We start from the raw sequence: 14,064 nt of genomic DNA on the forward strand, positions 1-14,064 counted from the left end.
CCTGGCGAGTGGGCCGGTCCGGACGGTGGTCAGCCCGCCAGCCGGGACCCGTGCCGCCCGCTGAGCACCTCGAGCCGGCTGGTGATCCGGGTGCGGAGCTCCTCGACGTGGCTGATCACCCCGACGGTGCGGCCCCCGCGGCGCAGCTCGTCGAGCACGGTCATCACCGCGTCCAGCGACTGCGGGTCCAGGGTGCCGAAGCCCTCGTCGACGAAGAGGGTGTCGATCTGCACCCCACCACTCTCCGCGGTGACCACGTCGGCCAGCCCGAGCGCCAGGGCCAGGGAGGCCATGAAGCTCTCCCCGCCGGAGAGCGTCTTGGTCGGCCGGCGCGCGCCGGTGTACTCGTCGAGGACGTCCAGGCCGAGGCCGCCGCGGGCGCCGTGCCGCCCCTGGGCGTCGCTGTGCAGGAAGGTGTAGCGCCCGCCGGACATGTCGCGCAGCCGCCGGCTGGCCACCTCGGCGACCTGCTCCAGCCGGGCGGCGAGGACGAAGGACTGCAGCCGCATCCGCAGCGTGTTGGCGCCGCGCCCGTTGACCAGGTCGGCGAGCGCGGACACCTGCTCGGCGGCGGCCCGCCGTTCGTCGAGCTCCACCTCGACGGCGGTGAGCTCGGCGGACAGCGCGTCGAGCGCGGCGGCCGAGCGGCGGGCCTCGGCGAGCGCCGCCACCGCCTCCTCCCGCACCGCGGTGGCCGACTTCAGGGCTGCGGTCAGCGTCGGGAGGTCGGGCCGGGGCGCGAGGTCGGCGAGCTCCGGTTCGGCGAGGGTGGCCGTGACCACCGACCACTGCTGGTCGTGCTCGGCCACCCGCTGCCGCAGCCTGGCCGCGCGGGCCGGGTCCAGCAGGGCGTCGGCGGCGGCCAGCAGGTCGGCGAACCCGGCCTCGACCACCCGCTCCTCGGCGTGCCGGCGGGCGGCGTCCGCGGCCGTGCGGGCCCGCAGCTCGGTGGCCTCCGCCTCGACCAGCGCCTCGCAGCGGCCGGCCTCGTCGGTGAGCCGGCGGATCCGGGCCGCCAGGTCCGGGTCCTCCCCCTGGGCCGCGGCCACCCGCTGCCGGGCCTCGGCCAGCGCCTGCTCGGTCGCCTGCAGCTCCGCGCGCCGCTGCGTCAGCTGCTCGCGGGCCGCCGCCCAGGTGACGGTGGCCTGATCGCGGGCGGCGAGCAGCGCCGCCAGCTCCCGCCGGGCCGGCTGGAGGGTGGCGGCCTGCTCGCGCACCGACCGCTCGGCGGCGACCGCCTCGGCGAGCGCCCGTTCCTGGTCGGTCAGCGGCTCGGGGCCGGCCTGCGCGCGCAGCGCGGCCAGCTCCCGCTCGGTGTCCTCGACGGCGCGCTGGGCGGTGAGGAGCCGCTCCTCCCGGTCGTCGACGATGGAGCGGGCCTTGTCCTCGTCGTCCTGGGTGACGACCGGGCCGGCGGCGGTGGCCAGCCGGGGGTGCTCGACCGCGCCGCAGACCGGGCAGTCGGCGCCGTCGGCCAGCCCCGCGGCGAGCTCGGCGGCCATGCCCGCGAGCCGGTGGCCGCGCAGGTCGGTCCAGGTCTCGCGGGCGTCGAGCCACTGCTCCCGGGCGTCGGTGCTGGCGGTGCGCCGGCGCTCGGCCTCGGCGGCGAGCTGCCCGGCGGCGCGGGCGGCGGTCAGCGCCGACCGGGTGCGCTCCAGCGTCGCGGTCACCCCGGCCAGCCGGGCATCCGCTGCCGCGGCCGCCTCGACCACCGCCTCCTGCTCGGCCAGCCGGGCCGGCCAGCCGGCGGCCTCGGCGTCGTCGGCGGCGCACTGCGCGGTCAGGGTGCGCACCTGCCGGGAGGTGCGGGTGACCGCCGCGGCCAGCTCGGCGGCGCGGTCGACGTCGGGCAGCAGCGTGCGCAGCGCGGCGACCTCGTCGCGCAGGCTGCGGGACAGCAGCGTGTCCGCCGCCCGACCGCCGGCCACCGCGGCCCAGCGCCGCCGCACCGCGGCCAGCTCCTCCTCGGCGGCCTCGGCGGCGAGCGCGGCGCGGCCGGCGGCCTCCAGCACGTCGCGGACCGGGTCGGCGCGGCCGGCGGCGTCGAGGGTCGCGCGCAGCGGGACGATCTCGTCGGCCTCGGCCTGCAGCCGGGCCAGGTCGGCGCGGGCCTTGTCCCGCCGGGCGTGCCGCTGCTCCTCGACCCGCGCGGCGGCCAGCGCCGTGTCGACCCGGGCGTCCAGCCGGGGGTGCTCGACCGCCTCGGCGGCGAGCCCGTCGGCGACCTCCACGCCGCCGTGCACCGAGGCCGCGGTCAGCGCGGGGAGCAGGTCGGCGCCGATGAGCCGGCCCTCGGCGGTGCGGCTCAGGCTGGCGGCGGGCAGCAGCGGCTCGGCCGCCATGTTGACGATCACCGAGCCCACCGACAGCCGCGGCCTCGTCGAGCGGCGGTCAGCGCCGACCGGGTGCGCTCCAGCGTCGCGGTCACCCCGGCCAGCCGGGCATCCGCTGCCGCGGCCGCCTCGACCACCGCCTCCTGCTCGGCCAGCCGGGCCGGCCAGCCGGCGGCCTCGGCGTCGTCGGCGGCGCACTGCGCGGTCAGGGTGCGCACCTGCCGGGAGGTGCGGGTGACCGCCGCGGCCAGCTCGGCGGCGCGGTCGACGTCGGGCAGCAGCGTGCGCAGCGCGGCGACCTCGTCGCGCAGGCTGCGGGACAGCAGCGTGTCCGCCGCCCGACCGCCGGCCACCGCGGCCCAGCGCCGCCGCACCGCGGCCAGCTCCTCCTCGGCGGCCTCGGCGGCGAGCGCGGCGCGGCCGGCGGCCTCCAGCACGTCGCGGACCGGGTCGGCGCGGCCGGCGGCGTCGAGGGTCGCGCGCAGCGGGACGATCTCGTCGGCCTCGGCCTGCAGCCGGGCCAGGTCGGCGCGGGCCTTGTCCCGCCGGGCGTGCCGCTGCTCCTCGACCCGCGCGGCGGCCAGCGCCGTGTCGACCCGGGCGACCTCGGCGGCGGCGGTGGTGGCGGCGGCCTCCCGCTCGGTGAGCCGGCCGGCCACCTCGGCGCGCACCCGGTGCACCCAGGCCCCGGCGTGCGCGGCGGTGGCCGCGCCGACGAGCTCGGGGGCGAGCTCTTCGGGCACCTCGACGTCGGCGACCTGGGCGACCCGGGCCAGCAGCGTGCTCACCGACAGCCGGGCCTCGTCGAGCAGGCCGCGGGCGGCCCGGCGCTGCTCGTCGAGCCAGTCCTCCACCTTGGCGAACCGGCCGACGTCGAACAGGGTGCGCAGCAACCGGCCGCGGTCCTCCGGCTCGGCCCGCAGGAAGCGCGCGAAGTCACCCTGGGGCAGCAGCACGACCTGGCAGAACTGCTCGGCGGACAGCCCCAGCCGGGTGCGCAGGTGCTCGGACCCCTCGTCGATGCGGGTGCTCACCGGCTCCCAGCCCTCCGGCGTCCAACGCTGGACGGTGAGCTTGGCCTGCTCGGTCGTGAGCCCGGTGCCGCGCCGCTTGGGGCGCTGCTGCTCGGGGCGGCGGACGACGAGCAGCCGCTCCCCGCCCAGGGTCACCTCGCACTCGACCTCGGTGCGCACGTCGTCGGCGGCGTGGTCGCTGCGCAGCCGCTTCTCCTCACCGCGCGCTCCCGGGACGGTGCCGTACAGCGCGTAGACGATGCCGTCGAGCAGCGTCGTCTTGCCGGCGCCGGTCGGCCCCCACAGCAGGAACAGCCCGTCGCGGCCGAGGTCGTCGAGGTCGACCGCCACCTGGTCGGCGAAGGGGCCGAAGGCGGTCAGCGCCAGCCGGTGGACCCTCACAGCAGCGCGTCCTCACGGGCGGCGGCGGCCAGCGCCCGGCCGAGCAGCTCCGACTCACCCGGCGTGGCGGCGAGCCCGCGGACGTGCTGCACGAACTCGCCGGCGACCTCGAGGTCGCTGCGGCCGGAGAGCCGCTCGGTGTAGCTGCGGCCGTCGGCGGGCGCGCCGGACCCGGTCCACTCCAGGTGCACGCAGTGCGGGAAGCGGCCCTGCAGTTGGCGCATCGGGTCGACCGGCCGGACCGGGTCGGTGAGCCGGGCGGAGACGAAGTCGTCCTCCATGGCTTCGAGCGCGGGGTCGGCGAGCAGGTCGGCCAGCTCGCCGCGCAGCACGGTCAGCTGCCGCGGTGTCGGGAGGGGCACGGCGCGGACACCGGCCAGGCCGGCGCCGTCCAGCTCGACGAGCCAGGCCTGCTTGACCTGCCCTGCCTCGCCGAAGGAGTAGGCCAGCGGGGAGCCGCTGTACCGCACCCGGTCGCTGAGGGTCTGCGGCCGGTGCAGGTGGCCCAGCGCGACGTAGTCGACGCCGTCGAAGACCGCGGCCGGCACGAGGTCCACCCCGCCGACGCAGATGTCCCGCTCGCTGTCGCTGGGCACCCCGCCGCCGACGAAGGCGTGCGCCAGCACCACCGACCGGACACCGGGCCGCAGGAAGAGGTCGGCGCGGACCCGGTCCATCGCGGCGGCGAGCACGGCCTCGTGGCTGCGCGCGTCGGCGAGCCCGAGCTCGTGCCGGGCGATCTCCGGCTCCAGGTAGGGCAGCCCGTAGACGGCGACGTCCCCGTGCTCGTCGGAGAGCAGGACCGGCTCGTCGAGCTCCGGCGTGACCGCCCGGACGTGCACCCCGGAGCGGGCCATCAGTCCGGCTCCGAAGGCGAGCCGCCGGGCGGAGTCGTGGTTGCCGGGGGTGAGCACGACGGCCGCCCCGGCGCTGCGCAGCCGCATCAGCACCCGGTCGAGCACGGCCGTGGCGTCGGCGGAGGGCACCGCCCGGTCGTAGATGTCACCGGCGACGACCACCACGTCGACGGACTCGGCGACCACCACCTCCGCCAGCCGACCCAGCACCTCCTCCTGCTCGGCGAGCAGGTCGGAGCCGTGCAGGGACCGGCCGATGTGCCAGTCGGAGGTGTGCAGCAACCGCATGCGGTGAACGCTATGCCGAGCTGCTGACGCTTTCCGACTCGTGTCGTCCCGAGCGCCCGCGCGTCGCCGGGGGAACCGGCACCGGGTGCGTCACCCGGGGGCGGGGCACCGCGACCCGCTCACCGGTCGACACCGCGTTGAGCCACGCGGTGCGCGGCTCGCGGACCCGGGCGGCCGGGGCAGCCCCGGACCGGGGGTCGCCGACGGTCACCGGGAGCCGGCGGACGCCCGAGCTGGGCGAGTCGGCGACGACCGGCGCCTCGGGTGCGGCGGCGACGGACGGCACCGACCGCGGCGCCGTCCGGCGCTTGGGCACCAGCGCCATGATCCGGGCCCGGGCCGGCTCCTCCACCAGGTGGTGCAGCAGCGGCGCGAGCAGGAACGGGGCCAGGGCCATCGCCGGGACGGCGAGCATGAAGCCCGGCGTCGGCACCCAGGCCTTCGCCGGGTCCTGCCAGACGATCGTGGTGACGACGTCGAGGACGACGAAGTGCGTGAGGTAGATGCAGTAGGAGATGCGCCCGCCGTAGACCATTGTCCGCCGGCCGAGCAGCGAGGCCAGCCCGCGCTCGGTGAAGGAGAGCGAGACGATCAGCAGCGGGATCAGGCAGACGACGACGCCGCTGTAGTCCAGGCCGAGGTCGCCGCCGCGGCGCCAGCTGTTCCACATGAACACGCAGACCATGAGGACGACGGTCAGGACCGAGCCGGCCAGGGCCAGGGACTCGGTGCGCTCGGTGCGGCGGATCCGCTTGGCCGCGATCGCGGCGAGCAGACCGGCGACGAACCCGCAGGCGATCCGGGTCATCCAGTTCTGCGCGAGGTCGGGGACGCCCTGCTCGAAGGCGGTGATCACCAGCGGGGTGCTGGCCAGGCACGACAGCGCCAGGACCAACGGCGCGGGGAGGTGCAGCAGCGGGCGCAGGCAGACCGCCAGCAGCGGGAAGCAGAGGTAGGCGAGCCACTCGGCGCTGATCGACCAGCCGGGGAGGACGTAGCTCACGCCGAAGAACCCGTCCTGGCCCCACATGTGGGTCATCGACAGCTGGCGGAGCATCTGGGTCACGTCGGCGTCGGGGTGCGGGACCAGCACGTCGGCGTTCCAGCCGCCCTTGCGCACGACCCACACCCACGCGCCCATGAGCACGGTGACGACGGCCCAGGCCGGCCAGACTCGGGCGAAGCGGGCGAGCACGAACCGGCCGACGGCGCCCGGCCGGGGCGAGCGCCCGACCTGCTCCAGGTAGGCGAGCCCGATGACGAAGCCGCTGAGGGCGAAGAAGAGGTCGACGCCCAGCCAGCCGGCGCTGATCACCGAGCGCAGCAGCGGCACCTGGTCGAGGTAGGGGTTGAGCAGACGCTGGAAGTGCAGCAGCACGACCCAGACGGCGGCAACGGCACGCAGCCCGGTCAGTGCTCGGATCTCCCCGCGCGGGATGCCGACAGCCGGCTCGGCGGAGCCTGAGCGCAGATCACTGGACAACGGAATCCCCCGGGGGTTCTGACGTGAAGGACCGGTCCGATGGCCCTCGTCGTCGACGCTAGGGGCAGGACTCCGCCGGTCTTGAGTCGCGACGCCCCAACATCTGTGCACGGCCGTAGGCAGGTCCTGCCAAGCTGTTCCCAGCCGCCACAGGCGCCTCAGCTGCACGCTCGAGCAGGCCCGGGAACGGGCTCCCGGGCCTGCTCAGAACTGTTCGGTGGGGTGCTGACCGTCCAGCGAGTGGTACTCGCCGAGGTAGGCCGCGCTCTCCTGCGCCCGCCGGTCGGCGTCCTCCTCGACCAGCTGGTTGAGCAGCTGCTGCACGCCGTCGCTGTCCGGGATGGCGGTGAAGACGGTCGGGCCGCCGTCGCCCGCGGTCTCGATGGTGACCGTGCCGGAGTTGATGACCCGGTCCCACAGGCTCTGCCGGTAGGAGACGTCGGTGATCCGGGAGAGGCCGAGGTCCCGGCCGTGCCGGGACAGGACGCCGGTGCGGTGCAGCAGCCGGTGGGTGGTGATCACGTAGTGCGTCGTCCGCCAGCGCAGCAGCGGGACGCCGACCAGCCACACCGCCAGGACGACGGCCGCGCCGACGACCACGAGTCGCCACAGGCCCTGCTGCGTGCCGTCGGGCACCAGCGCAGCGCCGAAGGACGCCGCTCCCACCAGCACGAGGAACCCCACGATCGGCCAGAAGACGGTCAGCCAGTGCGGGTGCAGGTGCCGCACGACCTCCTCGTCGTCCCCGAGCACCTTGTCCGGATAGGCCACCCGACCAGCATGACCGACCTCCCCACCTCAGTCACGCACCCAGACCTCCGGGCGCCGCGACGGAGTCGGAGGTGCAACGAGGCGTGCGCTCGGACGACCTCTCGATTGCGGACCAGCACGGCTTGATACGACCGTCGGCTACTCGATCGATGTGTCCCTAAAGGCGGCCTCAGGGACACCGAGATTGATCGGCAGTTCACGCCGCAATCACTCCCGGCACATACAGACGGACGGCAGAGGGGGCCAAGACGCTCGACGGTCGAACGTGGCGCAGCTCAGTACTAGCGGCCTGGGTCAGGTGTCCCATGGGGGCGCTTGGCTGTGAGGCTTGACTTCGTCGGCAGCACGACGGTCGCGTCTTCAATACGGGCTTCGAGTTCCCGGGCTCGCACCTCAGCAGCGGCTTTGGTTGGGAAGCGCTCCCGAAGAGCGATCTTCGAGCCGCCCCACCACTTGGCTTGTGTCACCACGCCGACGGTCCAGGACCTCTTGAAGCGAATGATGTTGACCAACCGGCAGGCAACCCAGCCGAACGGCAGCACGACCAGGGCTGCGAGGAGGCCACCGTCGGGGGCGGACAGGCCGCCGTCAATGTCGAGCCTCAGCGGGAAGCCACTTCTCACGACACGAACGTCGTAGGGCGTCGGTGCTGGCGGGTGGTTGGGGGTGCTCATCACCATCCATTGTGCCGGGCCTACGCGACCGCACATCGCTGGTCTTTCCCGCGCACGCCGATGGCCCGGTTGCAGTTCACGTCGATGCCCCTGAATGGGCCGCTCAGGGCGACGCGGGCCTCAATCCGTAGGCGACTTCACGACCGAGACCGGCATGCCGATGATGCTCGCGTGAGCAAATCCCAGATTCCGGGTCTTCGCGGCGACTGCGCCGCCGTCCTGGGCATCGCGTTGCTCTCCACGGCGGTAGCTGTGCTGGCACTGACCACCGCACGCGGCGTCGTCCGGCAGGACGCCATCACGTACACCACCGAGTTCATAAGTGGTTGGTGGTGGCTGGTGTTCCTGCTCACGCCGCTCCCAGCAGCCCTCGTGCACCGACGAATCGCAACAGCCACTGTCGCAGCGGTAGCTCTTGTGCTGCCCCAGTTCGTGGCAGCTGCCGTCTGCGTAGCCCGATATCGAGCCTCTGGCTGGAGCGACGGCCTGGAGGGCCTCAGTTACCTGCACCCGCTGCTTCTGCTTCTCGCGACCGGGGCCGCCTGCGGACGCACGGCCGTAGCCGGCCGCCGGACCTGAGCACGACGTGGCGCTCAACGCGAGCTGGCGAGTGTCTCTAAGTGGGCGGCGGTTTCAAGCGGTCGTCGCAACGACTGGCTTTTCGGGGTCGGACAGTAGCCGCTGCATGGCTTGCGCTGGGGTGATGAACCCGAGGGTCTGGCGGGGTCTGCCATTGAGTTCAGCAGCGACGGCCTCGAGGTCCTCAGCGCTGTGAACGGAGAGGTCGGTGCCCTTCGGAAAATATTGGCGCAGCAGGCCGTTGGTGTTCTCGTTGCTGCCGCGTTGCCAGGGCGAGTGCGGATCGCAGAAGTAGATCGCCATGTCAGTAGCCAGCGTGATGGCCTGGTGTTGAGCCAGCTCGGTGCCCTGGTCCCAGGTCAATGAGCGACGCAGCTGCTCGGGCAGGGTCGTGATCGCTGCGACCAACCGGTCGCGGACGGTCTGGGCGCCGTGCCCGTCGGGCAGGTGCACCAGCAGGCAGAAGCGAGTCTGGCGTTCGACCAGGGTGGCGATCGCCGACCGGCAGTGCTGGCCCAGGATCAGGTCGCCCTCCCAGTGGCCGGGCACCGCCCGGTCGGCGGCTTCAGCCGGCCGTTCGCTGATCGACACCATGCCGGAGATCTTCGCCGTGGTCGGGCTAGAGAACCCGTGGGGCCGGCGCCAGGCCCGACCGGTGCGCAGATGCCGGTGCAGCTCGGTGCGCAGCTGGCCGCGGCCCTGCACGAACAGCGCCTGATAGATGGTCTCGTGGCTCACCCGCATCGCCGCCTCGTCGCCGTGCTCGCCGGCCAGGTGCGCGCTGATCTGGGCCGGGCTCCACTTCAGGCACAGCTTGGCCTGGACCGCCAGGGCCAGCCGTGCGTCCTCCAGCTTGAACGGCTTGGGCCGTCGCGCCCGCAGCCCGGCGCGTTTGTGCGCCGCGTACGGCGCGTAATTCGCCCGCCTCGCCCGTCCGGCCGCCGGCACGGGCCCGTTGCGGCCCAGCTCGCGACTGATCGTCGACGGGGCGCGGCCGAGCCGGGCAGCGATCGCGCGCATCGACGCGCCGTCCAGGTGCAGGTCGGCGATCTGCAGCCGTTCCTCCAGCGACAGATATCTCGCCGACACCACCCGCGGTGCCGCCGGCGGTCGACCGCTCGAGTCGCGTCGCCACCGATATCCCTGCCGCCGATCCACGCCGACAGCCTCACAGGCCTGCGAAGAGGACGATCCCGCCGTCACCAGCTCCCAGAACCGCTCCTGCCGCTCATCCAGAACCCGCCGCCATTCCGAAACCACCACAACACCTCACGCCGAAAGGGTGTTGCGACGACCGCCTGAGTCCGCCGGCCGCTCAGGGACGGTCGGGCGGACCTGTCCCGCAGGGCGACCTCGAGGACGGGCGTCGCGGCCCCGGTCACGTCCACTCGTCATCCCACACCGCGGGCGATGAGTTGGTGGCTCCCGGCGGGTCCAAGCTCGTGACACCCGGAGGAAGGGACACCACCATGTCTGAGCTTCTCGTCGACTTCATCACCTCCCTCGACGGCTACGCATCGGGAGAGGGATGGCCGGGGTTCTGGGGCCTCGAGGGCCCGGAGTACCTCGCATGGCTCGGTGAGCAGCCCGAGGTCACGTATCTGATGGGGGCGAACACCTACCGCCTGATGTCGGGCTTCGCCGCCGGCGAGGTGCCGAGTGGCCAAGACGAGTTCAGGCCCGAGGAAGAGGCGTCCGTCGACGAGCTCACGCAAGCGTCCAAGGTGGTGTTCTCCTCCTCGCTCGAGGAGCCACTGACGTGGGCCAACTCCACGCTCGTCCGCGACGACGCCGTCGAAGCGGTGCGCGCCATGAAGGAGAACGGCTCGGGACTCCTCAGCACGATAGGCAGCCTCAGCCTGTGCCGGTCCCTGCTCACGGCTGGACTCGTCGACCGCTTCCGGGTCGGGATCTTCCCGGTGATCACCGGCGCCACGGGGGACGAACGCATCTACGACGGCTACCCCGACGTCGCTCTCGAGATGATCGAGCACCGCACCTTCGACGGCCGCATCCAGCTCGTCGAGTACAAGCCACGCGTCCTCGAGCACCCGCCGCTCGGCGCCCCTGCGTGACTTGGGACGGGACTGCCCCCACTTGAGTTGACTACGTTTCGTAGGGGCGATCAGGCCGCGTGAGCGGCCTGGTTCAGTGTCTCGAACTCGATGGGTGTGAGTCGTCCGAGGCGGCGTTGCAGGAGAGCAACTGACCTCAAGGTCACCCCCAAGATCATCGTGCTTCGGGTGTTGATATGCGCAGGGACCAGCGATGGGTGAGTAGCAGAAAGGCGCGGTATGAGGCGACGGCGGTCAGTCCCGTCGCCGCGGCGGCGGACCAGTTCATAGGTCGGTACGGCAGCGGCACGACAGCCGGCTGGGTACTCAAGTCGCTGGTGATCGCCGGCACGGCGTGCCTTCAGCCCCGAACGATGGCTCTGGGCTGCATGGGGTGCATGGTTCTTCTTGGGGACCTAGCTGCCTGCTGCCGGTCCAGCATCCGCCCGTCGTGGTCTTCTTCCTGGACGGCCGCCGACTGCTGTTGTGCGGCCTCGTGGGCGGGAGTCACAGGGTGAGGAAGTGCCACGGGTGAAGAGGTGGTGGATTGGTGCGTCGCTGCTTGCCGTGGGCCTCGGCTGGTGCATCACCGACTGGGTCCTGAGAACGCTCTATCCCCTGAGCTGGGGCGGTCCCAACATCGGCGGTGGTGGCCTGCTGCTGATCGCGGTGGGTGCCGCCATCACGGGCGCTGTCATGCTCATGACCTCCGGCCGGGCGCTCCTCTCGCGTCCGAAGTCGTGGGTGCTGTGGGCGCCGGTGGCGGTGGACGCCGCTCTGCTCGTCGGGCTGGTTGCGGTACGTGTCCTCCTGCCTGGGGACACCGGCCCCGATGGCGGGCTGGCCGGCATCAACGGTCAGGTGGGAGTGACGGTGGACGCGACCGGCGCACCCGTCTTGATGCTCGAGGTCTGCCACGGCTCGGTGGACACCGTCACCGTCGTAGGGCCGAACCGCGGCAGCCAACCCAACGAGGTCTTCGCGCGCTTGACAGCACCGGCGCCCGTGGCGAGCCCGACGCAGGTTGCGCTCTTGGCTCCTCCGCCGGGATGGAGCGGGACGCCGACGTCCCTGCCCCTGGACACCCAGTCCTTCCTCATAGCCTCAGCGGAGGGAACCCAGAGCGAACTGCGGCAGGTCGATTTCAGCGCTGCCGACCTCGCCACCCTCGATCCTGAGACGGTGCAGTACAGCGACTACGACGACGCCGCACAGGACCTGGTGAACCGCCGCACTCCTCGCTCCGGCTTCCACCAGGTGGCCTGCGCCAACTAGCCCAGTCCCCAAGACGCTCGATTGGGGCCGCACACGGCCAGTCGCAACAGCCGTGCAGGGCATTGGACGCAACGAAATTCCCTACTGCTTCATCATCGGCCGTGCCACGCTCCGCCGATGTCCGAAGCGGCCGTCGCGGCAGATGAGCAAGACCTCCGACGTCTCGCCCTGTCCCATTGGTCGGCGGCAGCGAGAGCCCGCGTGGTGACCGTGACCGTGACGAGCGACCGAGCCGAGGTGACCATGCTGGTCAACGGTGACTACGAGTACTGGCAGTACTACGTGCACTTCGACGGGGCGTGGCACCTGACCGTCGAGGGCAATGGCCCGACCTGGGGCTGGGACGACCCTCGCGTCATCAAGTGGTGACCTCGGCAGCTCCAGCCAAGGACTGGCACCGACAGTCCTGCTGAACGTCAGAGCAAGCGTCGAGACGCCGCGGTAGCGACGCCACCCCGTCATGCAACGCAGCAAGGGAGAACTTGCAACGCATGGACGTCTACCTGCTGTGGCACATGCGACCGCTGGAGGGTCAGGAGCACCTCGACCCCGAGATGACCTTCATCGAGACCGACGACAAGCTCTGCGGTGTCTACTCGACCCGGGCCCGAGCTTCATCGGCGCAGCAACGACTCGTCACCCAGCCCGGCTTCAGCGACCACCCCGAGGCCTTCCTGATCGATCGATACGACCTCGACGAGGTCCACTGGACTCAGGGCTTCGTGACCGAGTAGCCCTCGATGGCCTCGTGCGGGACGCCGCCAGGGACGATGCCCGCCGTGCCGCCTCGGGAACATGGCCAGCCGGTCAGGAGACGCCTGACCCTCATGCTCGAGCTGAACGCAGACAGCTTCCTGTGGGATGACGAGCACGGGGCGCTCCGCGAGGACGAGCTGCGGGCCTACGGCGTCTCCACGGCGTTGATCGCACGACTTCGCGCCTGGTTCGACGCGGCGTTCCCGACTGCTGGTGCCGCTGCGGATCCGGAGACACAGGTCGGTAGGCCTTGGAGCCTCCGCCTCGCCGCTCACCTGCAGCAAGAGCTCCCCGGCTACGACGTCCACCTGCCGAGCGGTCGAGTCAGCCGACCACTGCACGAGTGGCTGCCCTAGGTCGCACCAGGCTCCGCGGTCGACTCCCGTACTGGCGAGGCCGCTCATCGCGACGCGGTCGGCGCCTCCCGTCGGGCCGATCCCGGACACGCCTCGTCGGTGATCGCGTCAGGAGCGGCGGGACGGTGGCATTGCCGTCACGCCTTTCCGTCGGGATCGGGCCTTCTGTTCCTGCTGGTCGACCGGTGCCGGACGTAGGTGGCGAGCGGGGTGTCCGCCAGGTCCGCGGAGGTCAGTCCCTCAGTGAACGGAAGCCCGCGCTCGTCGGCGAGCCGGCGGAAGCGGGCGCCCCACGAGTGCGCGGCGAACGGCCCGGCGACCGGACGGGCGAGGCTGATCCAGCCGTCGGCGCCGATGCCGTCGTCCTCGAGGCCGTCGTCGACGCGGGCGGCGGGCACCGTGGCCGTCCCTCCTTCGACCACGACACCCAGCTCACGCACCTGGGCCCACGGCCACGACCTGAGGCGGCCACGTAGACGCGCGACCAGCGCCTCGTCGGTCACCCAGACGCCGTCCCGGCCGGTGTACCAGTGGACGCCGGCGATCACCGCACCCGTGAGCAGCACGGTCACCCCGATGCCGATCGAGAAGCCGACCTGGTCCTCCTCGGTGCGGAAGAGGCCGTACACGCAGGCGGCAGCGACGACCAAGCCACCGGCAGCGAAGATCCACTCCACGATCGGCGACCCACGGACCACCCGTTGACCGAACTCCTCGACGGGCAGCTCACCGGCCGTGTCGTCGGACTCCCAGCGGCTGTGCCGCCATCGGCTGATCCACCCGAAACCACCGATGACCACGCCCGCGATCGCGGTCATGACTGCGTACAACCCCCAGTTGGCGTAGGCCGGGTACCAGTCCTCCACGGTCCTCACCCGCGTCGGATCGTCGGGGACGAACGCGACGGCCACCTCATCGCCGGTGTCGGCCGACCCGCCGTAGGGGATGTCGGCCCGCTGTCCGACACCCGAGGCCTCGAAGCTGACGTGCAGGGTGTCCCCCGAGCGGCGGTGCTCGTCGACGCCGGTCACCGTCGCCGTGGCCTGCACGAGGTCGTCGACGTCCCGGAGGTCGGCCTGCTGGAGCCAGGTCACCAGGGTCAGCACCCCGGTCACGAGCGTCAGCACCGCGAAGACCGGCACCAGCCGCCTCGCCTGCCGTCCTGGCGCGACGGTCCGGCCGCCCTTGCCCACCCTGCCCGGTGGCTGCTCTGTCACCGCCTG

Annotated in this window: 14 protein-coding genes; 6 read left to right on the plus strand and 8 right to left on the minus strand. The window is 72.6% G+C overall.

Features of this window, described 5'->3' with window-relative positions:
• Nucleotides 1-29: 29 nt before the first annotated feature.
• The 6 genes from MODMU_RS22470 to MODMU_RS28770 all read right to left on the minus strand — a co-directional run bounded on the left by MODMU_RS22470 (nucleotide 30) and on the right by MODMU_RS28770 (nucleotide 7,821).
• Nucleotides 30-2,354, minus strand: a complete 2,325-nt coding sequence (locus MODMU_RS22470) for an SbcC/MukB-like Walker B domain-containing protein (protein WP_014742687.1) — start codon at nucleotides 2,352-2,354, stop codon at nucleotides 30-32.
• Nucleotides 2,351-3,748 (minus strand): AAA family ATPase, encoded by a 1,398-nt coding sequence (locus MODMU_RS22475; protein ID WP_014742688.1) that lies wholly within the window; start codon nucleotides 3,746-3,748, stop codon nucleotides 2,351-2,353. Before MODMU_RS22475 ends, MODMU_RS22470 begins: the two co-directional genes overlap by 4 nt.
• Entirely contained in the window at nucleotides 3,745-4,893 is a 1,149-nt protein-coding gene (locus MODMU_RS22480; protein WP_014742689.1) for an exonuclease SbcCD subunit D, read from the minus strand. The genes MODMU_RS22475 and MODMU_RS22480 overlap by 4 nt, the downstream gene beginning before the upstream one ends.
• 10 nt (nucleotides 4,894-4,903) lie before the next feature.
• The gene (locus tag MODMU_RS22485; RefSeq protein WP_014742690.1) at nucleotides 4,904-6,376 is read right to left on the minus strand and encodes an acyltransferase family protein; all 1,473 of its coding nucleotides are present in this window, start codon (nucleotides 6,374-6,376) and stop codon (nucleotides 4,904-4,906) included.
• Nucleotides 6,377-6,580: 204 nt separating this feature from the next.
• Nucleotides 6,581-7,147, minus strand: a complete 567-nt coding sequence (locus MODMU_RS22490) for a PH domain-containing protein (protein WP_014742691.1) — start codon at nucleotides 7,145-7,147, stop codon at nucleotides 6,581-6,583.
• A 281-nt stretch (nucleotides 7,148-7,428) separates the two neighbouring features.
• Nucleotides 7,429-7,821: a hypothetical protein gene (locus tag MODMU_RS28770; protein WP_166503580.1), complete on the minus strand. Its 393-nt coding sequence runs from the start codon at nucleotides 7,819-7,821 to the stop codon at nucleotides 7,429-7,431.
• Nucleotides 7,822-7,992: 171 nt separating this feature from the next.
• Between MODMU_RS28770 and MODMU_RS22495 the strand changes: the two genes are divergently transcribed.
• Nucleotides 7,993-8,400, plus strand: coding sequence for a hypothetical protein (locus MODMU_RS22495; protein WP_014742693.1), 408 nt, complete (start codon nucleotides 7,993-7,995; stop codon nucleotides 8,398-8,400).
• A 54-nt stretch (nucleotides 8,401-8,454) separates the two neighbouring features.
• Here the strand turns inward: MODMU_RS22495 and MODMU_RS22500 are convergent, their stop codons facing one another.
• On the minus strand, nucleotides 8,455-9,660 hold the full coding sequence (locus tag MODMU_RS22500; RefSeq protein WP_014742694.1) for an IS30 family transposase: 1,206 nt from the start codon (nucleotides 9,658-9,660) through the stop codon (nucleotides 8,455-8,457).
• 209 nt (nucleotides 9,661-9,869) lie between these two features.
• On the opposite strand from MODMU_RS22500, the gene MODMU_RS22505 reads away from it, so the two are divergent.
• The 5 genes from MODMU_RS22505 to MODMU_RS22520 all read left to right on the plus strand — a co-directional run bounded on the left by MODMU_RS22505 (nucleotide 9,870) and on the right by MODMU_RS22520 (nucleotide 12,841).
• A complete protein-coding gene (locus MODMU_RS22505; RefSeq protein ID WP_014742695.1) occupies nucleotides 9,870-10,475 on the plus strand; it encodes a dihydrofolate reductase family protein in 606 nt (201 codons plus the stop codon).
• 510 nt (nucleotides 10,476-10,985) lie between these two features.
• Nucleotides 10,986-11,729 carry a hypothetical protein gene (locus MODMU_RS22510; RefSeq protein WP_041795554.1) on the plus strand — a complete coding sequence of 248 codons (744 nt, stop codon included), beginning with the start codon at nucleotides 10,986-10,988 and terminating at the stop codon, nucleotides 11,727-11,729.
• Nucleotides 11,730-11,945: 216 nt separating this feature from the next.
• A complete protein-coding gene (locus MODMU_RS28775; protein WP_166503581.1) occupies nucleotides 11,946-12,098 on the plus strand; it encodes a hypothetical protein in 153 nt (50 codons plus the stop codon).
• Between the two features lie 122 nt (nucleotides 12,099-12,220).
• Complete coding sequence (locus MODMU_RS22515) at nucleotides 12,221-12,463, plus strand: DUF7336 domain-containing protein (RefSeq protein WP_014742699.1); 243 nt, start codon at nucleotides 12,221-12,223, stop codon at nucleotides 12,461-12,463.
• A gap of 93 nt (nucleotides 12,464-12,556) precedes the next feature.
• A complete protein-coding gene (locus MODMU_RS22520; protein WP_014742700.1) occupies nucleotides 12,557-12,841 on the plus strand; it encodes a hypothetical protein in 285 nt (94 codons plus the stop codon).
• Nucleotides 12,842-12,978: 137 nt separating this feature from the next.
• Here MODMU_RS22520 and MODMU_RS22525 read toward each other — a convergent pair whose 3' ends face one another.
• Nucleotides 12,979-14,058 carry a hypothetical protein gene (locus MODMU_RS22525; RefSeq protein WP_166503582.1) on the minus strand — a complete coding sequence of 360 codons (1,080 nt, stop codon included), beginning with the start codon at nucleotides 14,056-14,058 and terminating at the stop codon, nucleotides 12,979-12,981.
• Nucleotides 14,059-14,064: the final 6 nt, after the last annotated feature.

It is taken from the genome of Modestobacter italicus, from assembly GCF_000306785.1.
In the GTDB taxonomy this organism is placed as follows: domain Bacteria; phylum Actinomycetota; class Actinomycetes; order Mycobacteriales; family Geodermatophilaceae; genus Modestobacter; species Modestobacter italicus.